Source organism: Paraburkholderia sp. CI2 (assembly GCF_014201055.1).
Taxonomy (GTDB): Bacteria; Pseudomonadota; Gammaproteobacteria; order Burkholderiales; family Burkholderiaceae; genus Paraburkholderia; species Paraburkholderia tuberum.
In genome coordinates this window covers 205,664-228,853 of sequence record NZ_JACHDL010000001.1, presented here as the reverse complement: position 1 = coordinate 228,853, position 23,190 = coordinate 205,664, and the positions used below count along the sequence as shown (strand labels likewise).

General features: G+C 63.8%; 24 protein-coding genes. 20 read left to right on the top strand and 4 right to left on the bottom strand.

The window, feature by feature from the left end; all coding sequences use genetic code 11:
- The first annotated feature begins 5 nt into the window (after positions 1–5).
- The 5 genes from HDG32_RS01025 to HDG32_RS01005 all read left to right on the top strand — a co-directional run bounded on the left by HDG32_RS01025 (position 6) and on the right by HDG32_RS01005 (position 4,093).
- Positions 6–1,181: a hybrid sensor histidine kinase/response regulator gene (locus HDG32_RS01025; RefSeq protein ID WP_184062535.1), complete on the top strand. Its 1,176-nt coding sequence runs from the start codon at positions 6–8 to the stop codon at positions 1,179–1,181.
- Between the two features lie 175 nt (positions 1,182–1,356).
- Positions 1,357–1,629, top strand: coding sequence for a hypothetical protein (locus HDG32_RS01020; protein ID WP_311539117.1), 273 nt, complete (start codon positions 1,357–1,359; stop codon positions 1,627–1,629).
- Between the two features lie 149 nt (positions 1,630–1,778).
- A complete protein-coding gene (locus tag HDG32_RS01015; protein ID WP_184062531.1) occupies positions 1,779–2,207 on the top strand; it encodes a hypothetical protein in 429 nt (142 codons plus the stop codon).
- 105 nt (positions 2,208–2,312) lie between these two features.
- Positions 2,313–3,182, top strand: a complete 870-nt coding sequence (locus tag HDG32_RS01010) for an NmrA family NAD(P)-binding protein (RefSeq protein WP_184062529.1) — start codon at positions 2,313–2,315, stop codon at positions 3,180–3,182.
- A gap of 122 nt (positions 3,183–3,304) precedes the next feature.
- The gene (locus HDG32_RS01005; RefSeq protein ID WP_184062527.1) at positions 3,305–4,093 is read left to right on the top strand and encodes an AraC family transcriptional regulator; all 789 of its coding nucleotides are present in this window, start codon (positions 3,305–3,307) and stop codon (positions 4,091–4,093) included.
- A 54-nt stretch (positions 4,094–4,147) separates the two neighbouring features.
- On the opposite strand, the gene HDG32_RS01000 is transcribed toward HDG32_RS01005, so the two are convergent.
- Positions 4,148–5,749, bottom strand: a complete 1,602-nt coding sequence (locus HDG32_RS01000; protein ID WP_184062525.1) for a DHA2 family efflux MFS transporter permease subunit — start codon at positions 5,747–5,749, stop codon at positions 4,148–4,150.
- A gap of 293 nt (positions 5,750–6,042) precedes the next feature.
- On the opposite strand from HDG32_RS01000, the gene HDG32_RS00995 reads away from it, so the two are divergent.
- The 6 genes from HDG32_RS00995 to HDG32_RS00970 all read left to right on the top strand — a co-directional run bounded on the left by HDG32_RS00995 (position 6,043) and on the right by HDG32_RS00970 (position 10,656).
- Positions 6,043–6,705 (top strand): alpha/beta hydrolase, encoded by a 663-nt coding sequence (locus HDG32_RS00995; protein ID WP_184062523.1) that lies wholly within the window; start codon positions 6,043–6,045, stop codon positions 6,703–6,705.
- A 189-nt stretch (positions 6,706–6,894) separates the two neighbouring features.
- On the top strand, positions 6,895–7,947 hold the full coding sequence (locus tag HDG32_RS00990) for a rod shape-determining protein (protein ID WP_184062521.1): 1,053 nt from the start codon (positions 6,895–6,897) through the stop codon (positions 7,945–7,947).
- Between the two features lie 64 nt (positions 7,948–8,011).
- Positions 8,012–8,299 carry a hypothetical protein gene (locus tag HDG32_RS00985; protein WP_184062519.1) on the top strand — a complete coding sequence of 96 codons (288 nt, stop codon included), beginning with the start codon at positions 8,012–8,014 and terminating at the stop codon, positions 8,297–8,299.
- A 105-nt stretch (positions 8,300–8,404) separates the two neighbouring features.
- Complete coding sequence (locus tag HDG32_RS00980; RefSeq protein ID WP_184062517.1) at positions 8,405–9,235, top strand: RNase A-like domain-containing protein; 831 nt, start codon at positions 8,405–8,407, stop codon at positions 9,233–9,235.
- 31 nt (positions 9,236–9,266) lie between these two features.
- The gene (locus HDG32_RS00975; protein WP_184062515.1) at positions 9,267–9,578 is read left to right on the top strand and encodes a hypothetical protein; all 312 of its coding nucleotides are present in this window, start codon (positions 9,267–9,269) and stop codon (positions 9,576–9,578) included.
- A 217-nt stretch (positions 9,579–9,795) separates the two neighbouring features.
- Positions 9,796–10,656, top strand: coding sequence for an alpha/beta fold hydrolase (locus HDG32_RS00970; protein ID WP_409339994.1), 861 nt, complete (start codon positions 9,796–9,798; stop codon positions 10,654–10,656).
- Positions 10,657–10,718: 62 nt separating this feature from the next.
- On the opposite strand, the gene HDG32_RS00965 is transcribed toward HDG32_RS00970, so the two are convergent.
- The gene (locus HDG32_RS00965; protein ID WP_184031255.1) at positions 10,719–11,120 is read right to left on the bottom strand and encodes a hypothetical protein; all 402 of its coding nucleotides are present in this window, start codon (positions 11,118–11,120) and stop codon (positions 10,719–10,721) included.
- Between the two features lie 384 nt (positions 11,121–11,504).
- Between HDG32_RS00965 and gltA the strand changes: the two genes are divergently transcribed.
- From gltA to HDG32_RS00945, 4 genes are all read left to right on the top strand, one after another.
- Positions 11,505–12,803 carry a citrate synthase gene (gltA, locus tag HDG32_RS00960; protein WP_184062514.1) on the top strand — a complete coding sequence of 433 codons (1,299 nt, stop codon included), beginning with the start codon at positions 11,505–11,507 and terminating at the stop codon, positions 12,801–12,803.
- Positions 12,804–13,132: 329 nt separating this feature from the next.
- Positions 13,133–15,412, top strand: a complete 2,280-nt coding sequence (locus tag HDG32_RS00955) for an amylo-alpha-1,6-glucosidase (protein WP_184063344.1) — start codon at positions 13,133–13,135, stop codon at positions 15,410–15,412.
- Complete coding sequence (locus HDG32_RS00950; RefSeq protein WP_184062512.1) at positions 15,409–16,035, top strand: DUF429 domain-containing protein; 627 nt, start codon at positions 15,409–15,411, stop codon at positions 16,033–16,035. Before HDG32_RS00955 ends, HDG32_RS00950 begins: the two co-directional genes overlap by 4 nt.
- Positions 16,036–16,096: 61 nt before the next feature.
- Complete coding sequence (locus HDG32_RS00945) at positions 16,097–16,765, top strand: hypothetical protein (protein ID WP_184063342.1); 669 nt, start codon at positions 16,097–16,099, stop codon at positions 16,763–16,765.
- A gap of 133 nt (positions 16,766–16,898) precedes the next feature.
- Here the strand turns inward: HDG32_RS00945 and lhpH are convergent, their stop codons facing one another.
- Positions 16,899–17,906, bottom strand: a complete 1,008-nt coding sequence (lhpH, locus tag HDG32_RS00940; RefSeq protein ID WP_184062510.1) for a trans-3-hydroxy-L-proline dehydratase — start codon at positions 17,904–17,906, stop codon at positions 16,899–16,901.
- Between the two features lie 29 nt (positions 17,907–17,935).
- Positions 17,936–19,036 (bottom strand): branched-chain amino acid ABC transporter substrate-binding protein, encoded by a 1,101-nt coding sequence (locus tag HDG32_RS00935; protein ID WP_184062508.1) that lies wholly within the window; start codon positions 19,034–19,036, stop codon positions 17,936–17,938.
- 114 nt (positions 19,037–19,150) lie between these two features.
- Between HDG32_RS00935 and HDG32_RS00930 the strand changes: the two genes are divergently transcribed.
- The 5 genes from HDG32_RS00930 to HDG32_RS00910 all read left to right on the top strand — a co-directional run bounded on the left by HDG32_RS00930 (position 19,151) and on the right by HDG32_RS00910 (position 23,184).
- Positions 19,151–19,873 carry a haloacid dehalogenase type II gene (locus HDG32_RS00930; protein ID WP_184062506.1) on the top strand — a complete coding sequence of 241 codons (723 nt, stop codon included), beginning with the start codon at positions 19,151–19,153 and terminating at the stop codon, positions 19,871–19,873.
- 81 nt (positions 19,874–19,954) lie between these two features.
- Positions 19,955–20,809 carry a MurR/RpiR family transcriptional regulator gene (locus HDG32_RS00925; protein ID WP_184062504.1) on the top strand — a complete coding sequence of 285 codons (855 nt, stop codon included), beginning with the start codon at positions 19,955–19,957 and terminating at the stop codon, positions 20,807–20,809.
- Positions 20,810–20,906: 97 nt separating this feature from the next.
- Positions 20,907–21,263 (top strand): hypothetical protein, encoded by a 357-nt coding sequence (locus HDG32_RS00920; RefSeq protein WP_409339993.1) that lies wholly within the window; start codon positions 20,907–20,909, stop codon positions 21,261–21,263.
- A gap of 5 nt (positions 21,264–21,268) precedes the next feature.
- Entirely contained in the window at positions 21,269–22,597 is a 1,329-nt protein-coding gene (locus HDG32_RS00915) for an aspartate aminotransferase family protein (RefSeq protein WP_184062502.1), read from the top strand.
- A 32-nt stretch (positions 22,598–22,629) separates the two neighbouring features.
- Positions 22,630–23,184 carry a carboxymuconolactone decarboxylase family protein gene (locus tag HDG32_RS00910; RefSeq protein WP_184063339.1) on the top strand — a complete coding sequence of 185 codons (555 nt, stop codon included), beginning with the start codon at positions 22,630–22,632 and terminating at the stop codon, positions 23,182–23,184.
- The last annotated feature ends 6 nt before the right edge of the window (positions 23,185–23,190 follow it).

The following is a 23,190-nucleotide window of genomic DNA, read 5'->3' as shown; positions in this document are numbered from 1 at the left end:
TGCACATGTCGGATGAGTTCGAGAAAAATCCGCCCGTAGTCCTGGTGGTTGATGATACGGCACCGAATCTGGGCCTGGTCGTAGACTTTCTTGAGGGGAGCGGTTTGCACGTCTCGATTGCCCGGGACGGTGAAGAGGCGCTGAGTCGCGCGGCCCTCGTACGTCCGGACCTGATACTGCTCGACGTGATGATGCCGGGTCTGGATGGGTTCGAGGTTTGCCGCCGTCTGAAAGCGACCCCGGAAACGTGGGACATCCCCGTCATCTTCATGACCTCACTGTCGCACACCGAGGACAAGACCGTGGGGTTCCAGGTCGGGGCCGTCGACTACGTCACCAAGCCCTTGCAGATGGAAGAACTCCTCGCGCGAGTGAGAACCCACGTGAAGTTCCGGCGGCTACAGAAGGTCCTGCAAGAGAGCAATGCACGCTTGCACGACGAAGTGGAGAGGCGGCAGGCCGCCCAGGAGGCGCTGGTCGAGATGATCAGTAGCGTGCGCAACACATCGAATGCAATCGCTCACGATTTGCGAACGCCGCTGACTGAACTCCGGACGCGGATGGAGGTGATGATTCTCGATTTGAAGAAGAAGGTCGACGCCGACACGCTTGAGCGCCTGGAGGGTTCGCTCACCGATATCGACCGGGTGATCAGCATTTTTAATGCCCTTCTTCGTCTGGCGGAGATCGATGCAGGGGTGCGAAGGTCAGGCTTTGTTGCGAGCAATGTTGCAGATATCGTTTCCGAAGCGGTGGAGTTTTACCAACCGCTAGGCGACCTTCGAGGGATTGCCCTGTCGCAGACTTGTCCCGCCGAGCTGGAAGCGGTTGTGGACCCGCTACTGATTGCGCAAGCAGTCGGAAACGTGATTGATAACGGACTGAAGTTCGCATGTTCGCGCGTGCATGTGACAGTGAGCGAGCGCGAAGGACTCATCGAGATTGAAGTAGCGGACGATGGCCCGGGCGTTCCTGCTGCCGAGAAGGCGAAGGTAACGGAGCGCTTCTACCGGGGCGATGCGAGCCGGGGAACGCCGGGCGTCGGGCTCGGCCTCGCGCTCGTGAAAGGTGTCGCAACGCTGCATAGAGGCACGCTGACACTGGTGGACAACCATCCCGGACTCGTTGTGAAGTTGACGGTGTCCTGCCGATCCGACTATCGCCTCGAGGGGCAGCACTGAGAGAGGTTTGTGGCCGTGCTCGCCCCGAAAAGGGGCGAGGTCGGTGCGAACGAAGCTGCCGCGCAGTCGCATGTATACTTGTCGGCCCTGTTGCGCGATACGCGGCAACTTCGGTTCGTAAAGCATGAATAAACTTGTTTCCTATGTCAGCTCCATTCATGGGCTGTCCGGCCCTGTGACGATCGTGCGCCAGGACGTTTCAACGGAGACCTGGCGCGAACAGGACATCGAAGTTCACAAGCAGGAAATCACCTTCGCTTTCGACAACGGCGCGGTGATTCGCCGATCCCTCGAGTGGGATCAGGTGAGCTCCGATGCGCTCTGCGCCGAATGCTGGATCGACTATGTCGTGATCCAGCATCCCGCCGGCCTCAGCATCGATCCGGCGAGCCAGAGATTCGACAACGTCTGCCGCGAAACCTTCTGGCTGCGTTATCACACCGCATGACGTTGGCCCGGATGTCCGTCCAGTCAGTCTTGCCTCGCGGCCGCGTGGCTCTCGCCAAGCGCACCGTAAAAGACGCCGCCAATGATTGCGACGCCCAGTGCCGAGCCGATCTGAAACGTAGAAATCACAACCCCTGAGGCGAGTCCGGCATGCTTCGTCGGGACTCCGCCAATGACCGCCTCGATGCGCCGCTGCGGCTTGCATCGCTGTCGACATCGTGCGACCTGCGCAGTCTCGCGACCCGCAAGCTCGACGCAGCGGGGATCGCCTGGATCGACGTGTTCATAGGCGGTGGCACGCCGGCCGTCACCGTCGCTGTCTCGGCCGGGCTTGCCGTCGGTGCGTTCGCGCAGCGGGTCGCGCCGGTCGGTGTCATCGAAGTCGGCGCGCTGCTGGGGCTCCCCGCGCTTCCTCCTTCGGAAATCGTGCTGCATTCGAGCCTCTCGGATACGAGGTCGCGTGGAGCGCTGCGCACGATTGCCGCTGCGTTTCGCGAACATCGAGCGGCGATTCGATACTTGGCGTTGAGAACACTCCATCAGACAAGCGCATCACCTGGGCCCGCCAAGGAGGTTTGATGACGTCGAGTCATTAAACAAATGACACCCACGCTCTCGCGAAATCACCACGCCACACAGAGAATGCTTCCCAACACGGCATCCGCCGTAATCGAGGAGAACAGCATGTTTGCAATTACCGGTGTGACAGGACAGGTGGGCGGCGCGGCGGCACGCGCGTTACTCGACGCGGGGCACGCGGTGCGCGCCGTGCTGCGCGACGAAAGCAAGGCGGCACCGTGGCGCGAGCGCGGCGCGGAGGTGGCGATCGCGTCGTTCGAGGACGCCGACTCGCTCAGCGCCGCGTTTCGCGACACGGCCGGCGTATTCGTGATGATTGCACCGAATTTCGCGCCGCAGCCCGGTTATCCGAACGCGCATGCGGCGGCCGCGATACTGAAGGATGCGTTGTCGAAGGCGCGGCCGGGGCGGGTGGCGGCGTTGTCGTCGGTGGGCGGGCAGCGCGATGCGGGGCTCGGCCTCATCACGCAGGTGCATATTCTCGAACAGGCGCTCGCCGATCTGCCGCTTCCGACCGCGTTCCTGCGGCCGGCCTGGTTCATGGAAAACTCGTTGTGGGATATCGCACCGGCCCGCAACGCCGGCGTGATGCCGAGCTTTCTGCAGCCGCTCGATCGCGCGTATCCGATGGTCGCGACCGCGGATATCGGCCGCGTGGTCGCGCAGGCGCTCACGCAGTCGTGGCAAGGGCGGCGCGTGATCGAGATCGAGGGGCCAGGGCGCTATACGCAGCACGAGATTGCCGCGCTGCTCGCCGAGGCGCTCGGGCGGCCCGTCGAAGCGCAGACGGTGCCGCGCGAGCAGTGGGAGGCGCTGTTTCAGGCGCAAGGCACGGAGTGGCCCGCGCCGCGTATCGAGATGCTCGACGGCTTCAACTCGGGGTGGATCGATTTCGAGCAGGGGGTGAACGAGCGGGTGATTGGCATGACGTCGTATCGGACGGTGCTGGAGGAGTTGGTGAAGCGGGCGGGGTAACCAGGCCTTAGGCGGGATGCGCGCTCACGGTGGCCGGACGCTGTTGGCCCGCCTCGCAGCCGCGCCCCGCGCGCGTGCTAATCTTGCTCCCTTCGCGGACGTCCCGCGTCAGAGCAGACACCATGACGGAAGCCTTCGATCCGGACGGCATCGAGCAAGCGGTCTTCGTGGTCGGCGAACGCCATGCGACGCTGGACGAGCCGTGGCGCGCGTATCGGCGCGCGCGTCTGATTTACGTTAGCGAAGGCGTGCTGACCGTGCGCACGGCATCCGGCCGTTGGGTCGTGCCGCCCGCCCGCGCGCTGTGGATCGCCGCGAATACGCTGCACTGCCTGCACGCGACGCGGCCGGTGCAGTCGTATTCGCTCTACGTCGCAACCGATGCCGCAATGGACGCCACCGCCGCCGCCGCCGCCGACGCCGCGCCGCTGCCCGCGCAGACCGGCGCGCTGATCCCCGACACACTGGTGCAGGCGCTGCTCGCCGCCGCGGCCGATCTGCCGCACGATCACACGCCCGATGAACCCGCCCGCCGTCTGCTGCAGGTGCTGCTGGATCGCGTCGCCGGCTTGCCCGCCGCGCCGCTTGGCTTGAACTGGCCGGCCGATCCGCGCGCGCGGCGCATCGCCGAGGCGCTCAGCGCGAATCCCGCGCAATCGCTGGTGCTGGAGGAACTCGCCGCGGCCGCGGGCGTGACCGCGCGCACGGCCGCGCGTTTGTTCGCGAAGGAAACGGGGCAGACCTTCGGTCAATGGCGCCAGCAGTTGCGTCTGCTGGCCGGGCTCGAACATCTGGGCGCCGGTGAGAGCGTCACGCAGGTGGCGCTCGAAGTCGGCTATAACGACGTATCGTCGTTTATCGCGGTGTTTCGCGATGCGTTCGGCGACACGCCGGCGCGCTATTTCCGCTGACGCCGCTTCGTGGCCACCGCGCGAGCGTCGCCGTCGCGCGAAAACGAATCTGCCTCAATGGGCGCCGGCCGCATCCGGTCCACCTCCGCCCTTGGCCGGCCGCGTGATCCAGATCAGCGGAATGATCAGCAGGAAGATGATCGCCGACACAAAGAAGACGTCGTTCAGGCCCATCATCGCGGCCTGCGTGTTCACGGTGAAATCGAACAGCGCATTCGCCGATTGTGGATTCAGATGCAGCACCGACTGCGTGTTGTCGATCTGCTGCACGAACAACGGGTTGTCGACCGACGCCTGCTCGGTGAGCCGCACATGATGCAGTATCGTGCGGTTGTTCCACGCGGTACCCGCGATCGACGTGCCCACCGCGCCGCAGAACACCCGCACGAAATTCGACAGCCCCGCCGCCGCCGGAATCCGGCTCTGCGGCTGGCCGGACAGGATGATCGCCGTCAGCGGCACGAAGAACAGCGCCATCGGAATGCCTTGCAGCAGCGTCGGCAGCACGAGGTGCCACGTGTCGATCTCGATCACGTACTTCGAGCGCATGTAGAACACGATCGCGAAGCCGACGAACGCGACCGTCGAGATCACGCGCGCGTCCGAGTGCGGCAGCACGCGGCCGAGTATCGGCGCAAGAATGACCGCGAAGATGCCGAGCGGGGCGGTGACGAGGCCGGCGTCGATCGAACGGTAGTTCAGGTACTCCTGCATCCATTGCGGCAGCAGCACGAGATTGCCGAAAAATACCCCGTAGGCGATCGAAATCGCGATCGTGCCGCCGAGAAAATTGCGCTGCTGAAAGAGCCGTAGATCGACGATCGGGTGCTCCTCGGTCAGCTCCCATACGAGGAAAAACGCAAAGCTGATCAGCGCGACGAGGCCGAGAATCGTGATCACCGGCGACGAGAACCAGTCGAGATCCTTGCCCTTGTCGAGCATGATCTGCAGCGACGCGACCCACGTGATCAGCAGGCCGAGGCCGACCACGTCGATCGGCGGCTTGCGCGTCGGCGATTCGCGGGTGCGGTAGATCATCCACGTGACGCCGGCCGCGAACAGGCCGACGGGGATGTTGATGTAGAAGATCCATGACCAGCTGTAACTGTCGGTGATCCAGCCGCCTAGCGCCGGGCCCGCGATCGGGCCGACGGTGGCGGTCATCGCCCACAGCGCGAGCGCGGTCGACGACTTCTCCTTCGGATACGAGCCGAGCAGGATCGCCTGCGATAACGGAATCAGCGGCCCGGCCACCGCGCCCTGGAATACCCGCGCCAGCAGCAGGATCGGCAGCGTCGGCGCGATGCCGCACAGCCATGACGCGAGCGTGAAGGACAGGATCGCGCCGACGAACAGCTTCACCTGGCCGATGCGCTGCGTGAGCCAGCCGGTCAGCGGAATCGCCACCGCGTTGGAGGCCGCGAACACGGTGATCACCCACGTGCCTTCGTCGACCGAGACGCCGAGGTTGCCGGAAATGGTCGGAATCGCGACGTTCGCGATCGACGTGTCGAGCACGTTCATGAACGTGGCGAGCGCGACGGCGATCGTCGCGAGAACCAGCCGGCCGCCTTCGAGAGGCGCGGGCGGCGACGGTGGCGCGGGTGGCTGAGGCGGCGACGACGCGGAATCAGGCGCGGCGTTGGGCTGGCTCAAAAGGCGTTCTCCGGAGGTTTTGCGGCGGACGGCGCGAACGGCGTGAGGACGGACGGCGAGGGCGCGCGACTCGCAATGCATGCTCGGCGCAGGATGCCGTGGACCGTGCACCGCGGCGGCGGGTCCGTCGATGCGCAAAAGCATACCCGCAATCGCCGGCCGGCGTCGGCCACGGCAGCAGCCGATGCGGCGCCCGACGGCGCGAACGCGGCACGCGGCGTATGCTCGCGGCTGAGGCTGCGTCAGCAAAGGCCGAAACGTACACCCAATCCCACGGAAAAAAGGACCCCACCATGAGCTGGCAACAATTCGAACACGGCTGGCGGCGCTCGCCGCAAAACACGCCCGCGACGAGCCTCGTCGTGCTGATGCACGGCGTCGGCAGCAACGCGCGCGATCTGATCCCGCTCGCCGACATCTGGAGCGAGGACCTGCCCGGCACGGCGTTCGTGTCGCTCGACGGCACCGATCCGTTCGATGGCGGCTTCGGCGGTCGCCAGTGGTTCAGCCTGCGCGACGTCGGCGCGGCGAACCGCGAGGCGCGCGTCGTCGCCGCCTATCCGGCGCTGCGCCGCGTGCTCGACGCCGAGCTCGCGCATTGGCAGCTGTCTTTCGATCGGCTTGCGCTGGTTGGCTTCTCGCAAGGTTCGATCATGGCGCTGCATCACGTCGCGTCGAGCGTTGAGGGCGCGGCCGGCGTCGTCGCGTATTCGGGGCGGCTCGCCTCGCCGATCGTGTCGTCGAACCGCGCGACGCCGCTCACGCTCGTCCACGGCGAGAACGACGAGGTGATCCCGGTGCGCGAACTCGAATCCGCGGCCGACGCTTTCAACTCCGCCGGCTATGCGGTCGACGCCTACGTGCTGCCCGGCGTCGGCCACACGATCACCGCCGACGGCGTCGCGCTCGGCCGTGATGCGCTGGAACGCGCGCTGGGCGAGCTGTCGCGCGATTGACACAAACCCACTAGAAAGTGGCCCTAAAGATTCTGATGGGCTTGCCGTCATACGGGCAATAGCTTGAAAATCACCCCCGCCGTGCGGGAAGCGCAACGCCCAGCGGGGCGTGTCGCGCGGCTTCGGGGCACCGGGGGCGCATTTCCAGACCGCCTTGGACGGCGCATAACGACACATCAGAGCCTGCATATGGCCAGACCGACGCCGCATTACCCGCTCTTTGAGCGACTGTTCCGCCACGCCGTGGCGGTGGATCTCGGCACGGCCAACACCCTTATCTATACCGACGACGGCGGCATCGTGCTGAACCAGCCGTCCGTCGTGTGCTTCGAGACGCAGCCCGCGAGCGGGTCGAAGCGGATCGCCGCGATCGGCGCCGAGGCGCGCCAGCTGCTCGGCCGCGTGCCGCGCAACCTCGAAGCGGTGCGGCCGATGCGCCACGGCGTCATCGCCAATTTCTCCGCGGCCGAACACATGATCAAGCAATTCGTCGACATGGCGCGGCCGCGCTCGCTCTTCAGCCGACGCGCGGCATTCACGCTGTGCGTGCCGGCCTCCGCGACCCACGTCGAGCGTCGCGCGATCCGCGAAGCGGCCGAGGCGGCTGGCGCGTGGAAGGTCAGCCTGATCGGCGAATCGCTCGCGTCGGCGCTCGGCGCGGGCCTGCCGGTGGGCGACCCGACCGGCTCGATGGTGGTCGACATCGGCGGCGGCACCACCGAGGTGGGCGTGATCGCGCTGGGCGGCACCGCGTATAGCGGCTCGGTGCGCGTCGGCGGCGACAATTTCGACGCGGCGATCATCAGCTACGTGCGCAATCTGTATGGCGTGCTGCTCGGCGAGCAGACCGCCGAGCACGTCAAGAGAGCCATCGGCTCGGCCGTGCACGACGTGCCGCTCGAGCAGATGAACGCAACCGGCCGCAGCGTCGACGATGGGCTACCGCGCACGGTGCAGTTGAGCAACCGCGATATTTCGGAGGCGATCGAAGGGTCGCTGAGCCAGGTGATCGGCGCGGTGAAGCGTGGGCTCGAATTGGCTCCCGCCGAACTCGTGACGGACATCGCGCACAAGGGCATCGTGCTGACCGGTGGCGGCGCGCTGTTGCGCAATCTGGGGCGGCGTTTGAGCCGGGAAATCGGCCTCGACGTGCACGTCGCCGACGAACCGCTGACCTGCGCGGTGCGTGGCGCGGGCGCGGCGGCCGCGGCGGGGTGGGTGGACGAAGCCGGGGACGCGTGAGCGGTGGATAAGGGCTTCACTACAGCTCGGCAAAAACCCGGCATTCGGTGGCAAGGTAACCGGGTTGCTGCTCACCCTTGGCAAGGCGGGCTGCAAATGGACGCTGCGCGTTACCGGCCCTGTGACGGGCAAGCGACGCGATGCGGGCCCGGCGTGTCTCCCGAGGTCTCTATTGCGGACGCATGTGAAGGCGCTTGCGATGGGCCGTTCGATCGACGCTGGCAAACACTCAATTAACGAATGCGACCGCGAACAGGAAGCGGCCAGCGTTGCCGCCGCAGCGCTCCCGTTTCAGAATGCCGCGCACGCGCTTCCCAGTGAACTGAGACCCTCCGACGCGGAAAAATATTGACATTTCGTTGACCGAAGCGGAATCCAAAAATCATCCATCGCCCATTCCGTACCCCTGTGGATGCCTGCTAGCGTAGCAGCCCCAACAACTACAGAGGACACCGGAATGTCGTATCAACAGGATTCGGACGGCGTGCGGGTGGTGCTCAGTGCGCCGCAACTGGCGGCAGTGCTCTCCCGCCAGTCGATCAGCCCCACGGAGATGCTTTCCAACCGGCTATGGGGCGGTTTGCAGGTGGTCGGCGGGGTGCTGGAAATGGTCGGGGCGGCGGCTCTGTGTGTGCTGCCGGAACCGACGATGGCCAGCAAGGCCGCGTGTGTCGTGTTCGGCGTGCATGGCTCAGATACGGCGTCGGCCGGTCTACGCCAAATCTGGACAGGCCGGGATACGGCCACGCTGATACAGCAAGGTACGACGAAACTGGCCGAGGCGATGAAGGCCGGTCCTGACTTGGCGAACAACATCGGCCTGTCAGTTGATATGGTCGTGCCGTTCGGCTTTGCCGGTTCGATCAGGGCGGTACGCGCCGCCAGCGTTACGATGGGCCGGATCAATCTGATTGAGCATGAGGCGCAAGCTGGCAGCCGGATTGGTGGGCATACAATCGCAAAGCATGTGGGACGAACCGAGGCGCAATTGCGCGCCAGGCTGGCTGCTGAAAGTCGCATTGACATCGCATCCTCATTTACGAATTTGCGCGCCGCTGAAAGTGCAGTTTCAAAGGTTATGCAATTCAACTCTGCGAGGGTGAAGGCATGGGCGGCGACAAATGACATACGTCTATGTCTGATTCATGACGTAGGGTCCCCTGCAGGGTATGGAATGACTCGATCAACAGGGAAACTCGTGCCGTTGAGCAAGGTTAAAATGTTTATAAAGCGCGAACCCCACAATGGCATGCCGTACTACATTCTCACAGCGTATGTTGAGCTTTGATGCCAAAATTTTTGACCGGCAGGAGAAGTTAATGAAAGTAATTGTGAGCCACCATATCGACTGCAGTGACCGCGATGAAAATGGAATGTATGAATATTATTACGAGTACGATATCTATGAATTTGTCGAGGGAAATGTCAGTTATATAGTCAGGGCCTATATGGACGAACCAGGCGACGCACACTTCTTAAAGATGAAAGGTGACGGCGACCAGGATTGGCGAATAATGATGGAGCCAGACAAACATGAGCCTCTGTTTAAAGAGGTCGTCGAACATCTAAAAAATATCGGGAAACCCAATATACGGTGCTTTATGGGGCGCACCGGTTATGTTGATCTTTAGGAAACGGCCCGACTGATGAAGTACTCTCCAGGCGAGTAATATCCTTGTCGCCACCCGTCAGTGGTTTGATGAAGACGCCTGCCCAACGCGTCGCTGACGCTTATGTGACAATACGCATCGCGTCCCATTTTCAGGGACACCGGTACGCTCATTTCCCAATGCCTGTAGCCGGCTCCGCCCGCATTCCCGCGCCGATGCCGCTGTCCGTAGCTCACCCGTGAATCAATCCGTTTCCGCTTCGTCGCTGTCGTCATCGCCATCCTTCATCGGACTACGCAGCGGCTTGCGCGTGCCTTACGTCGAGGCCGGCGACGGCGACTTGCTGCTGTTCGTGCACGGTTCGTTGTGCGACTACCGCTACTGGCAGCCGCAACTGGCCGGCCTGTCGAAGCGCTATCGCTGCGTCGCGGTCAGTCTCACGCATTACTGGCCAGTGACCGATAGCGCGGCGGACCTGCCGTTCAGCTGGAGCAGCCACGCCGATGAAGTGGCGGAGTTCATCGCGCGTTTCGGCGCGGGGCCCGCGCATGTGGTCGGGCATTCGCGCGGCGGCTGCGTCGCCTATCATTTCGCGCGACGCCATCCCGAACACGTGCGCACGCTGACGCTCGCCGATCCGGGCGGCCCGCTGCAGATCGCCGGACGTCCACCCGCGAGCGTGCCGGAGACGGTCAACGCATTGCGTGCGAAAGCGGCTCGGTTGATCGAAAGCGGCGAGGTCGAAGCGGGCTTGCAACTGTTCGTCGATTCGGTGAGCCGCCCCGGCTTCTGGGCGATGAGCACCCCGGGTTTTCGCCGCATGGCGACGGACAACGCGCACACGCTCGCGCGGCAATTCCGCGATCCGCTGCCCGCCTACATGCCCGAGGACGCGGCCGATCTGCGCTGCCCGGTCCTGCTGATCGACGGCGAGAAGAGTCCCGACATGTTCCACCGCACGGTGACGGCGTTGCAGGGATGGTTGCCCGATGCGCGCCGCGAAACGGTACGCGGTGCGTCGCATGGCATGAACCTCGCGCATCCGTCCGCGTTCAATCGTTACGTGGATGATTTCATTCAGGCGATGAGCGCGCGCTGAGCAAGTGAAGCGAAGATCAAGGGCGATCGGCCGGCGCGCGCCGCCGATCGCCCGTTACTGCATCAGGCCTTGCGATGCGCGTCCTTGTCGAGCGCGCGTTCGGCCGCCTCGCCGACGAGCCCGTGATAGTACAGATGTACGCCGATCGCGAGCGAGTCGTTGCGGATTTCGTGGAACACCTTCCACGCCTTCACCGGGTCCTTGAACAACAGATAGTGCGCTTCCTGCGCGATCAGATCCGCGACTTCATGCAGGCCGTGTCCATGCAGCACGTCGACGAGCGTGTCGAGACTGCGATGCGTGCGCGCGTCGGTGCGCGGATAGAGCATGTGCAGCACCGCGACGTCCTGCGTCTTCAGCGCCGCCGACAACGCGACGACGATATCCTGATGATTCAGCGCGGTGACCGTGTGGTCTTCGGTATGGACATGATCCGGAAACAGCGTTTCGAGAGAGACATTCATTTGTATTCGTCCTGCTTTTCTGTGTGATCAAAAAACCCGCTTCGAATCACGGGCCGCAAGCATCAATGCACGGATTGAGTATCGCAGATGGATCCACGCCGACGCAGTGTGCTGGCAGCAAAACATTGTTGCGGCTGGTGTTCCGACTTTCGTGCAACTTTCATCGGCATCGCGATGCACCCGCCGCGTGCCGACAACGAATGTTGCGCCCAAGGAGATGGACTGTTGCGATCAATCGACGCAATCAACCACACGCCGACCCGTAGAATGCGCAGCGGAGCCTGAGCATGCCCGTACTTCTTCGGGAGCGCCGATGTCGCGCCTCGCCGTACGACTGCGATGCATGCCGGCGCGAGTGCGGTATCAAGCAAAAGGAAGACGTACATGAACTCGAAGTCACACGCAACGCTGAGCTTTTCCGACAGCGACCAGACCATCGATCTGCCGATCTATCAGGGCTCGCTGGGCCCCGACGTCATCGACATCCGCAAGCTGTACGGCCAGACCGGCAAATTCACCTACGATCCTGGCTTCATGTCGACGGCGGCATGCAACTCCGAGATCACATATATCGACGGCGACAAGGGCGAATTGCTCTACCGCGGCTACCCGATCGACAACCTCGCGCAGAACGCCGACTTCCTCGAAACCTGCTACCTGCTGCTGAAGGGCGAACTGCCGAACGCCCAGCAGAAAGCCGGGTTCGAGAACACCGTCACGCAGCACACGATGGTGCACGAGCAGATGCACTTCTTTTTCCGCGGCTTCCGTCGCGACGCGCACCCGATGGCGATTCTGGTTGCGGCGGTCGGCGCGCTGTCGGCGTTCTATCACGACTCGCTCGACATCACGAACCAGCAGCATCGCGACGTATCGGCGATCCGCATGATCGCGAAGCTGCCCACGCTGGTCGCGATGGCGTACAAGTACAGCGTCGGTCAACCGTTCGTGTATCCGAAGAACGACCTGTCGTACAGCGCGAACTTCATGCGCATGATGTTCTCGAATCCGGCCGAGGAGTACGAGGTCAACGACGTGCTGGTGCGCGCGCTCGACCGCATTCTGATCCTGCACGCGGACCACGAGCAGAACGCGTCGACGTCGACCGTGCGTCTCGCCGGTTCGTCGGGCGCGAATCCGTTCGCGTGTATCGCGGCGGGTATCGCGTGTCTGTGGGGCCCGGCGCACGGCGGCGCGAACGAAGCCGCGCTGAACATGCTGGAAGAGATTGGCTCGGTCGACAACATTCCCGACTTCATCGCGAAGGTGAAGGACAAGAATTCGGGCGTGAAGCTGATGGGCTTCGGCCACCGCGTGTACAAGAACTACGATCCGCGCGCGAAGCTGATGCGCGAAACCTGCCACGAAGTGCTCGAAGAGCTGGGCCTGCACGACGACCCGCTGTTCAAGCTCGCGATGGCGCTGGAAAAGATCGCGCTCGAAGACGAATATTTCGTGTCGCGCAAGCTGTACCCGAACGTCGACTTCTACTCGGGCATCGTGCAGCGCGCGCTGGGCATTCCGACGTCGATGTTCACCTGCATCTTCGCGATGGCACGCACGGTCGGCTGGATCGCGCAGTGGAACGAAATGATCGCCGATCCCGAGCAGAAGATCGGCCGTCCGCGTCAGCTGTTCATCGGCGAGACGCTGCGTGAAGCGAAGCCGGTCGCGAAGCGGTAACAGGCCGGATAGACGCCCGACAACGCGTTCAACGACGGTCGCCAACCCACGGCTCACGAGGCCGTGGGTTTTTTTACGTTCCGTGCATCCTGCCGCCTGCACATCCCGTGCCACCGAAAACGCCGTCAAAAAACGGCCCAAAAAGCCGAAACTCCGAGGCGATAAGCTCGTCTCACGCGGAAAGAGCCTCTACAATCGGATGGGCCGGCCAACCGGGGGCCGGCCAACCGGGGCCCGGGTGACGGGGCAACCGGGCAATCCGGCGGCCGATCCGAGGCGAGACCCGAAGTGCAACCAAACGCAGCAGCGAATCCATAGGAGCGACCTTGATACAGCAGCCAGAAGCCCTCGGCGGGCTGACCCACTCGGGCGGCGTCGATCATCGCGAGCCCGAGCAGGACGGCGTTTTCATCCCGACGGAAAACCTTAACGTCGCGAGCGCTACGCAGCACGTGCTCAAGTCGGGCGACACCTTCATCGTCAACGATCCGCTCGGCGATATCACCGGCCACGACGATGGCCTGTTCGTCAACGATACGCGCGTGATGTCGCAACTGCGCTTGACCTTCGGCGGCCGCGCGCCGTCGCTGCTGTCGGGCAGCGTCAGCAGCGACAACACCAGTTTCACCGCGCATCTGACCAACCGCCCGCTGCCGCCGCTCGGCGGCGACAGCACACCCGAAGGCGTGATCCACGTCGAGCGTGTGCGTGTGCTGTCGGGCACCGTGCTCAACGAGGCGATCGAGCTCACGAACTACGGCACGCACGATGCGACCGTGCCGCTGTCGATTTCGTTTTCCAGCGATTTCCGCGATATGTTCGAAGTGCGCGGCCTGAAGCGCGACAAACAGGGTCGCGTGCAGCCCGCGCGCATCGAGAATCAGGAGGTGCTGCTCGGCTACATCGGTCTCGACGACGTGGCGCGCAACGTGCGGATCGCGTTCTCGCCGCAGCCGGACAAGCTGTTCGCCGACCGCGCCGACTACACCGTCAAGCTGCCCGCGCAGGCATGCGTGTCGATCTATCTGTCGATAGCGGTGCATGTCGTGCCGATGACCGGCAAGCCCGGCGCCGACGTGTCGCAGCCGATGCATGCGTTGAGCGAAGCGCATCTCTCGCAGATCGATGCGGAGCGCCCGCGCGTCGGCCGCACGGCGGTACGCGCGGCAATGGTGGATGCGCACCTGGTGATGCGCGAGCGACGCAACGCGAGCGCGCGCGTGCGTTCGAGCAATCCGCTGTTCAACGCGTGGATCGACCGCTCGTTCGCCGACCTCGGCCTGCTGACGACGGATCTCGCGACCGGCCCGTACCCGTACGCGGGCATCCCATGGTTTTCGACCCCGTTCGGCCGCGACGCGGTGATCACGTCGCTGCAGACGCTGTGGCTGCAACCGCATCTCGCAGCCGGCGTGCTGCGCTTTCTCGCCGAGCATCAGGCGCGCGAGAACTCGCCGTTTCGCGACGCCGCGCCGGGCAAGATCATGCACGAGATGCGCAAGGGCGAAATGGCCGCGGCCGGCGAAGTCCCGTTCGCGCTGTACTACGGCGGTGTCGACACCACGCCGCTGTTCATCGTGCTGGCCGGCGCCTACGCGGCCCGCACCGGCGACGTCGGCTTGATCGACGAACTATGGCCGGCGCTCGAACGCGCAGCGCAGTGGGTCGCGGGCGTGTGCGACAAAAACCGGCACGGGCTGCTCGATTACCAGCGCGAATCGGATGGCGGCCTCGCGAACCAGGGCTGGAAAGACAGTCACGATTCGGTGTTCCATGCGGACGGGCGTTTCCCTGACGGCCCGATCGCGCTCGTCGAAGTGCAGGCCTACGCGAGCGCCGCGTTCGACACGATGGCTCACTACGCGAAGCTGCGCGGCCTGCGCGACGCGGCCGTGCAATACGCGGAGCGCGCGAAGAAGATCCGCCGCTGCGTCGAAGAAAAGTACTGGATGGACGAGGTCGGCTTTTACGGCATCGCGCTCGACGGTCATGGCGAGTTGTGTCGCGTGATGGCATCGAACGCGGGGCATCTGCTGGCGTTCGGCCTGCCCACGCGCGAGCGCGGCGAGGCGGTGGTGCGGGCGCTCGACTCGACGCTGTTCCACACCGGCTGGGGCGTGCGCACGCTGGCCGCGAGCCAGGCGCGCTTCAATCCGATGGCATATCACAACGGCTCGGTCTGGCCGCACGACAACGCGCTGTGCGCGCGCGGGCTGTCACGCTATGGCGGCAAGGCGTCGGCCGTGAAGCTGCTGCAGGCGCTGTTCCAGGCCGCGGTCAATTTCGACATGCGCTTGCCCGAGCTGTTTTGCGGCTTCCCGCGACGCCGCGGCGAGCCGCCCACGGCCTATCCGGTCGCGTGTTTGCCGCAGGCATGGGCGGCGGGCTCGCCGTTCATGATGCTCGAGGCGTGTCTGGGCATCACGATCGACGCCGAGCGCCGCGAAGTGCTGATCGAACAGCCGATGCTGCCCGAAGGTATCGACTGGCTCGAGGTCAGCGATCTGCGGGTCGGGGATGCGTCGGTGTCGATCACGTTCCGCCGGATCGGCGAGAAGGTGGTGGCGTCGGCGGAGCAGGGCGATGTGAGGGTGGTGGCGCTGCTTTGACGCCGACCACGGTAGCGGGCATCGATGTTGGCGGCGACCGGAAGGGAAACCATCTGGTCGTCCTGCGCGGCACCGAGATCGTGAGCCATCTCGGCAACGCGACCCCCGAACAGATGCTGGAACGGTGTCGCGCATTCGGGGTGGCGGCGGTCGGCATCGATGCGCCGTGTCGTTGGCGAACAGGCGCCGCGGGACGACTAGCCGAGAAGGCGCTCGCGCGGCAGCGAATTTTTTCGTTTGCGACACCGGCTCGCGAAACGGCGATCGCCAGCAAGAGCGGCTTCTACGGATGGATGTTCAACGGCGAGCGCGTCTACGACGCATTCGTCGCGCACTTTCCGCTTTTCAGCGGCGGCGAAAAAATCAATGGCCGCGTGTGCTTCGAGACATTCCCCCACGCGATCACGTGCGCTTTCCTCGGGACGGACGTCGCATCCGCGAAGCAAAAGGGTCCGCAGCGCCGGGCAATCCTCGAACGGGAAGGTATCGCAACAGCGTCGCTGACTTCGATCGACGACGTCGACGCGGCGCTATGCGCGTTGGCGGCACGTTATCTGCTGGAAGGCAGAGTCGATACATACGGTGACGAGCCAGGCGGATTCATCGTGGTGCCTGGACTTTGACACTCACATTCTGGGAGGACGGGTGCACCTGGCACGACGATTCGGAGTATTGCTGCTTTCCATGGCGGCGTTGGGTTCGACCGCGGCATCGGCGAACGACATTCAGTGTGCAACCTCGCAGCAACCCGCCGAGCGCGTCATTTGCGATCACGCGATCCTGAACAACGAGTACGACGACATCTTCGCGCAGCAACAGGCTCTTCTGAGCAGCGGGAAACTCTCGTCCGCGCAACTGGCGAAGTGGCGGCAGGCGCGCAACGCCTGTATCGATGTGCACTGCGTGGATGGGGTGTTCGCGCAGTGGAAGGCGATGGCCCGGTCCGTCGACGTCGCTCAGGCGGCCGCGCCTCAGCCGGCCGCGCCTGTCGTGACGGCCTCGGAAACGGCGATGGCACCTGTCGGTCCCAATCCCGAAGCGCCTTCAGCCGTATCCGCGTCTGATGCATCTCAGGTGTCCCAGGCCTCGCCGACATCGGAGGCTTCTCTGGTGCGTCAAGGGAGTGCCGCCGGTGTGGCGCTTCCGCAGCCCGTCGCGGCGGAGGCTTCCGCGCCCGTGGCTGCCTCGGCGGCGCCCAGCCAGAGCGAATCTCGTGGCATGACCGGCATGAGCGACATCAGTGGCGGCCTGATCGTGGTTCTGCTCGTCGCGCTCGGAGCCGGTGTGTTCTTCGCGCTTCGGAACCGAAGCAGAGCGACCGCAAAGAAGACGCAAGGTAAGAACGGGCGATGAGGTGATGCCAACGCGCTGGCCTCGCGCACGAAACCGCGCTTTGACCTACTGGTCGGGCCGCGCGATTCGCCAATCAAACAACGCGGAATGCCTGTCACAGCGTTCCGCGCTAAAAGCGACTGCAAGGAACCGATTATCGGACGAGGAAACCGTAAGTCAGCGGGTCACGCTCGTCCACGATCCAGGTTGCGAAACCGCAAACGTATGCGTTGCCCTGGACCTCGGGGACGACGGCCTTGAAGTCGCCGACGGTCGTCTCACTGAGTACACGCCCCTTGAAGACCGTGCCGATGATGGACTCATTGACGAGCGTCTCGTTGCTCGCCAGTTCGCCGCGCAGATAGAGTTGCGCGACGCGTCCGCCCGTCCCTGAGCCGGTGGGCGAACGGTCCACTTCACGGTCGGCGAACACGCAACAGTTGGCTTGCGTCGAGCCTTCGTGCCGTGGTGCGTTGGCAATGATGGTCCCGTAGATGTGGTTGATTTCCGGGATATCGGGATGCTCAACCGGGTAGGCGTCGTTTGCAGCTTTTTTGACCTCGGCGCCAAACTTGATCAGTTCCTCGACCGAAGACTCCCGGACTGCGAGACCGTGCGGCGCACCGTCCGTATAGAAGTAGAAGGCACCGCCGAAGGCGATGTCACCCTTTACCGTGCCAAACGACGGCGTCTCGACCGCGACATCCCGTTTCCAGATGAACGACGGAACGTTGACGAAGCGTACGTTGCCGGCGTGTTCACCATCCCATTGCACGAACGCCTCGATGAAGCCACATGGAGCGTCGATGCCGATTCGCGTCTCGGGAATCTGGCGCTGAACCCAGCCCAACTCGACCGCCGCGGTAGACAGCGCGATAACGCCGTGTCCGCAGTGGTCGCTATAACCCTCGTTGTGGACGAAGATGATTCCGAAGTCTGCCGTGGGACTAACGGGTTGGGTCAGGTATCCGCCGTACATGTCAGCATGACCGCGTGGTTCGAACATTAGCGCGGTACGAATTTCGTCGGCGTTCTCCTTCAGCCACGCTCGACGCTTGACGATGGTGTCGCCGGGAAGACGAGGAAGCCCGCTCGTCACGATACGGAACGCTTCGCCGCCGGTATGGACCTCGACTGTCGAAATAGTGCGAGTGATTTTCATGTGTGCGTTGGGGGTTATTCGATTGAACGTCACTGCCCGTAGGGCACCGGGAGGCCGTTTCTGATCACATGGACGGTCGTGGGTGCGCCCTTCAGATCGCCGTTTTCATCGAAAGAGTAGGTGCCTGCCACGCCCTTATAGTTGGTCTTTGCCAACTGGGCGGTGAGCTTTGCCTTGTCGGACGTGGTTCCCGCTTTGACCATCGCATCGGCCAGCAGTTTTACGCCGTCGTAGTAGCTGACCGCATAAACCTGCGTGTCGGTGTTGAACGCGGCCTTGTTTTTCTGCAGAAACTCACGGCCGGCTGGGGTCTTGTCGAGCGCGATGCCGCCCTGGGCGCAATACACGATAGAGGCCGCGTCACCGGCAACCCTGCCCATGTCTGCCGAGCAAATGCCACCACTGCCAAGCAGCTTGGCTCGCAGTCCGCGTGCGCGCATCTGCCTGGCCATCGGCGCGCCTTGAGCAGCGTATCCGCCGAAGAAGACGACATCCGGATTTTTGGCCTTGATGCTGGTGAGAATGCCGAGGAAGTCAGTCGCCGACGAGTTCGTGAACTGTTGGTCCACGATTTGAATTCCATTTGCCTTTGCCTCTTTGACGAACTGCTCGGCCACACCTTGCCCATATGCCGTGCGGTCGTCGATCACCGCGGCGGTCTTGGCCTTCAATGTTTTGGCCGCAAACTGACCCATCGTTCCGCCTAGCTGCTCGTCACTCGCGCCGATACGGAAGATGTTCCTGAAGCCTTGCTTCGTCAGCGCCGGATTGGAGGCAACCGGCAGCATCGGTACCCCGCCGGTGTTATAGACGCGCGACGCCGGAATAGCCACACCTGAGTTGTACGGGCCGAGGACAGCAATCACGCCGCTGTCGACGAGTTTCTGCGCGACCTGAACGCCAACCTTCGGATCTGCCTGGTCGTCCTCGGAGTCCAGTTTGAAAGTGACCTTCTGGCCAGCGACCGTGACACCGCTCTTGTTGAGTTCATCGATAGCAAGGCGGGCGCCGTTCTCGTTGTCCTTTCCGTTCGGCGCCTGGGGGCCCGTAAGCGGAGCCGAGTGACCGAGGGTGACAACCGATTGAGCATTGGCGGATGCGGTGATGCCGGCGGCTGTTAAGACAGCCATTGTTAGGACGATGGTGGCGCATATAGTCTCCAGGTATTGGACCCGTGTTTGACCAGATTAGCTCCGCTTCGGCATGGGTTCAACCTTTGAGCACGCCATCCGACAGGAGGAGTCGTGAAACTGACCGATTTCGATACACTGACTTTTGACTGCTACGGCACCTTGATCGACTGGGAGAGTGGCATCCTTGAAGGCCTGAGGCCTCTGCTGGAGCGAGCCAGGACACCGCTCACGCGTGACGAGGTTCTCGAAGCGCACGCTCGCCACGAGTCGTCGCAGCAGAACTTCACCCCTGCGAAGCGCTATCAGGAACTGCTTCCCATCGTATATAAGCGCATGGCTGAAGAGTGGGGCCTGCCCTATACACACGAAGAATGCGTGGCGTACGGCCAGTCGATCAGAAACTGGCCGGCATTCGCCGATTCCGCGGTCGCGCTGCAATATCTGAAGAAGCACTACAAGCTGGTCATCCTCTCGAACATCGACAACGAAAGTTTCACCTTCAGCAACGCCAGGCTGCAGGTTGAGTTCGACGCCATCATCACAGCGGAGGACGTCGGGTCCTACAAGCCGTCGCCGCGCAACTTCGAGTACATGCTTCAGAAGCTCGATCAGCGCGGCATCAAGAAGGAAAAAATCCTTCACACGGCAGAAAGCCTCTTCCATGACCACAAGGCCGCAAACGAGTTCGGCCTGGCATCGTGCTGGATTTACCGCCGTCATTCGCAGCCGGGCTTTGGCGCGACGATGAACCCGGGCTCGCAGCCTGACATCGACTTCCGCTTCGACAGCATGGCGGACTTCGTCGACGCGCATCGGGAAGCGCTGGTGAACTGAGCATCTTCGCGCCGTTGAAACGCGCCTGGCCGGTGGTAACATTTGTTGTCATCTCTCACCTCGGCGCCGACCCACCTCACCATGCCAGACAGCTTCGATCAGCTCGTCGCCCTGATTCGGGCGCGCTTTCCCGAACTGAGCCCGCAGTTCCAGATGGGAGCGGGCTTCCTGCTCGATCATCCCGACGAGGTCGCGGTGTCGTCGATGCGCAAGGTGGCCGAGCGCGCGCAGGTGCAGCCCGCGTCGCTGGTGCGGCTGTCGCAGCAACTGGGGTTTCCCGGCTGGAACGAATTGCGCGATCTGTTCGTCGCGCGCGTGCGCACGCGGCCCGAGCCGTTGACGAGCCGGGCGCGCTCGATGGTCAAATCGAAAGATGCGCTCGCGAACGATCTTCTCGTCGCGCAGCATCACAATCTCGAAACGACCGCCGCGCATAACGTCCGCGTGATCGTCGAGGCCGCGCGCGTGTTGCGGCGTGCGTCGCACGTGCACGTGGCGGGCTTCCGCTCGTGTTACGCGGTGGCGTTCGGTCTCGTCTATGGCTACCGGCTGTTTCGTCCGTCGGTGTCGCTGCTCAACGGCGAGGCCGGCACGCTCGAAATGCAACTGCGCACGATCGAGCGCGACAGCGCGACCATCGTCATCAGCTTCGCGCCGTATTCGGTCGAAGCCGCGCGCGTCGCCGAGGCCGCGCTCGACAAAGGCAGCAAACTGATCGCCATCACCGACAGCGCCGTGTCGCCGATCGCGTTGAACGCCGACAAGGTACTGATCTTCTCGCACGAAAGCCCATCGTTCTTTCCGTCGCTGGTGGCCGCCACCGCGATCGCCGAAGCGCTGGTCGCGCATTTGCTCGCGCTCGAAGGCGCGGATGCGCTCGAGCAGCTTGCGCTCGCCGAACAATCGTTGCATGCGAAGGGCGCGTACGTGCCTTGAGCGATTGCGTGAGGCACGGCGCGCTCCGCTCGATATCGTTCAAGGCATTTGACAACAAATGTTGTATTGGCGTATAAATACGTACCGATTGTTGAATATGGTGCGACCCGTGGCGTCGATGCAGGAATTCAGTGTTTTTTCAGGTCAGCGGCGAGCCGTACGACATCGGCTACAGGCTCGGCGAAATCGCCTCGCCGCGGCCGGCCCGCTGCAACCGGCGGCCCTGCTCGACGTACTGCACGATCGCGCGCCGTCGGGCTTGCCGATCTATCGCGACGATCCTCACGATCCCGACGACGAAAACACCCTCGCCACCGCGCTGTTTGAAATCGGCAACGCTGGTGTGTCGATGAAAGCGTATCGCCAGAGGCAATGCGCGTTCGACACTTTCGTCGCATGCGCGACGCCCGAACCGGCCCGCGTTTCAGCGCCCGCCGCCCTCACCAGGAACTGAACATCATGTCCACCGTTTTTCATCGCTCTCCGAAGCAATCCTTGCCGGTGGCCGTCGCCGGCGACGGCATCGAAATCATCGACTCCACGGGCAAGCGTTATATCGACGCGTCGGGCGGCGCAGCCGTGTCGTGCCTCGGTCACAGCAACCAGCGCGTGATCGACGCGATCAAGCGGCAAGCCCAACGGTTGCCGTACGCGCACACGTCGTTCTTCACGACGGAGCCGGCCGAGCAACTGGCCGACCGGCTCGTCGCGAGCGCGCCGGCCGGACTCGAGCACGTGTACTTCGTGTCGGGTGGCTCGGAGGCGATCGAGGCGGCGCTCAAGCTCGCGCGTCAGTATTTCGTCGAGAAGGGCGAGACGCAGCGGCGCCATTTCATCGCGCGTCGGCAGAGCTATCACGGCAACACCCTCGGCGCACTCGCGATCGGCGGCAATGCATGGCGCCGCGAGCCGTTCCTGCCGATCCTGATCGAAGCGCATCACGTGAGCCCGTGCTACGCATATCGCGAGCAGCGCGCGGACGAAACCGAAGAAGCGTTCGCTCAGCGTCTCGCCGATGAACTCGAGCAGAAGATCCTCGCGCTCGGTGCGGACACGGTCGCGGCGTTCGTCGCGGAAACGGTGGTCGGCGCCACGGCGGGCGCGGTGCCGCCGGTGCGCGAATACTTCCGCAAGATCCGCGCGGTGTGCGACCGCTACGGCGTGCTGCTGATTCTCGACGAGATCATGTCGGGCATGGGCCGCACCGGCTATCTGTACGCGTGCGACGAAGACGGGGTGGCGCCCGATATGCTGACCATCGCCAAGGGCCTTGGCGCGGGTTATCAGGCGATCGGCGCGACGCTGGTCAGCGACCGCATCTATCAGACCATTGTCGGCGGCTCCGGCTTCTTCCAGCATGGCCATACCTATATCGGCCATGCGACCGCGTGCGCGGCCGCGCTCGAAGTGCAGCGCGTGATCGCGGAAGACGATCTGCTGGCGAACGTGCAGGCGCGCGGCGAGCAGTTGCGCGGCCGGCTGCGCGAGCACTATGCGCAACATGCGCATATCGGCGACGTGCGCGGGCGCGGCTTGTTCGTCGGCGTCGAACTCGTCAAGGATCGGGTTACCAAAGAGCCGTTCGACGCCAAACTGAAACTGCACGCGACGATCAAACGCGAAGCGTTCGCGCGCGGCCTGATGGTGTATCCGATGGGCGGGACCGTCGACGGCAAGAGCGGCGACCACGTGCTGCTCGCGCCGCCGTTCATCTGCACGGAGCGCGACATCGACGAGATCGTCAGCCGCCTCAGCGATGCGATCGGCGCGTCGCTCGCCGCCCTCTGAGATTCGACCCACCGCCTTTTGCGAGAACGATGATGACCGAGCGCTTGCCTCACTTCGACATGTCCACTGCCACGCCCGAACAGAAGGCGGTGCTCGACGAAATCCTGTCCGGCCCGCGCGGCAACCTGAATGGGCCGTTCCTCGGCTGGATTCACAGCCCCGATCTCGCGCAGCACGCGCAACGCCTCGGCGCGTTTTGCCGCTACCAGACCGGGCTGCCGCTGCGGCTGTCGGAACTCGCGATTCTGGTGACCGCTTCGCGCTGGCAGGCCCAGGCGGAGTGGTACATCCACTATCCGATCGCGCTGCAGGCGGGCGTCGGCGAAGCGGACGCCGAGGCGATCCGTCAGGGGCGCCGCCCCGAGTTCGCCGATGCCGACGACGCGCTGATCTACGACTTCGCGAGCGAACTGTACGAGACGAAGCGCGTGACGGCCGCGACGTATGCGCAGGCGGTCGGGCGTTTCGGGCATCAGGTCGTGATCAACCTGGTCGGCCTGCTCGGCTACTACGCGCTGGTCGCGATGACGCTGAACGTGTTCGACATGCGCGCATTGGGGCAGCAAAGCCTGCCGTTTCCCGAATAGCGCTTT

Coding starts and splice junctions, on each gene's coding strand:
- HDG32_RS00990 (WP_184062521.1), top strand. CDS start 6,895: ATGGCCAGACCGACGCCGCATTACCCGCTCTTTGAGCGACTGTTCCGC.
- HDG32_RS00995 (WP_184062523.1), top strand. CDS start 6,043: ATGAGCTGGCAACAATTCGAACACGGCTGGCGGCGCTCGCCGCAAAAC.
- HDG32_RS00980 (WP_184062517.1), top strand. CDS start 8,405: ATGTCGTATCAACAGGATTCGGACGGCGTGCGGGTGGTGCTCAGTGCG.
- HDG32_RS00965 (WP_184031255.1), bottom strand. CDS start 11,120: ATGAATGTCTCTCTCGAAACGCTGTTTCCGGATCATGTCCATACCGAA.
- lhpH (WP_184062510.1), bottom strand. CDS start 17,906: ATGAAAATCACTCGCACTATTTCGACAGTCGAGGTCCATACCGGCGGC.
- gltA (WP_184062514.1), top strand. CDS start 11,505: ATGAACTCGAAGTCACACGCAACGCTGAGCTTTTCCGACAGCGACCAG.
- HDG32_RS00915 (WP_184062502.1), top strand. CDS start 21,269: ATGTCCACCGTTTTTCATCGCTCTCCGAAGCAATCCTTGCCGGTGGCC.
- HDG32_RS00910 (WP_184063339.1), top strand. CDS start 22,630: ATGACCGAGCGCTTGCCTCACTTCGACATGTCCACTGCCACGCCCGAA.
- HDG32_RS01005 (WP_184062527.1), top strand. CDS start 3,305: ATGACGGAAGCCTTCGATCCGGACGGCATCGAGCAAGCGGTCTTCGTG.
- HDG32_RS00925 (WP_184062504.1), top strand. CDS start 19,955: ATGCCAGACAGCTTCGATCAGCTCGTCGCCCTGATTCGGGCGCGCTTT.
- HDG32_RS00945 (WP_184063342.1), top strand. CDS start 16,097: ATGGCGGCGTTGGGTTCGACCGCGGCATCGGCGAACGACATTCAGTGT.
- HDG32_RS01010 (WP_184062529.1), top strand. CDS start 2,313: ATGTTTGCAATTACCGGTGTGACAGGACAGGTGGGCGGCGCGGCGGCA.
- HDG32_RS00935 (WP_184062508.1), bottom strand. CDS start 19,036: ATGGCTGTCTTAACAGCCGCCGGCATCACCGCATCCGCCAATGCTCAA.
- HDG32_RS01015 (WP_184062531.1), top strand. CDS start 1,779: ATGCTTCGTCGGGACTCCGCCAATGACCGCCTCGATGCGCCGCTGCGG.
- HDG32_RS00975 (WP_184062515.1), top strand. CDS start 9,267: ATGAAAGTAATTGTGAGCCACCATATCGACTGCAGTGACCGCGATGAA.
- HDG32_RS00920 (WP_409339993.1), top strand. CDS start 20,907: ATGGTGCGACCCGTGGCGTCGATGCAGGAATTCAGTGTTTTTTCAGGT.
- HDG32_RS01025 (WP_184062535.1), top strand. CDS start 6: ATGTCGGATGAGTTCGAGAAAAATCCGCCCGTAGTCCTGGTGGTTGAT.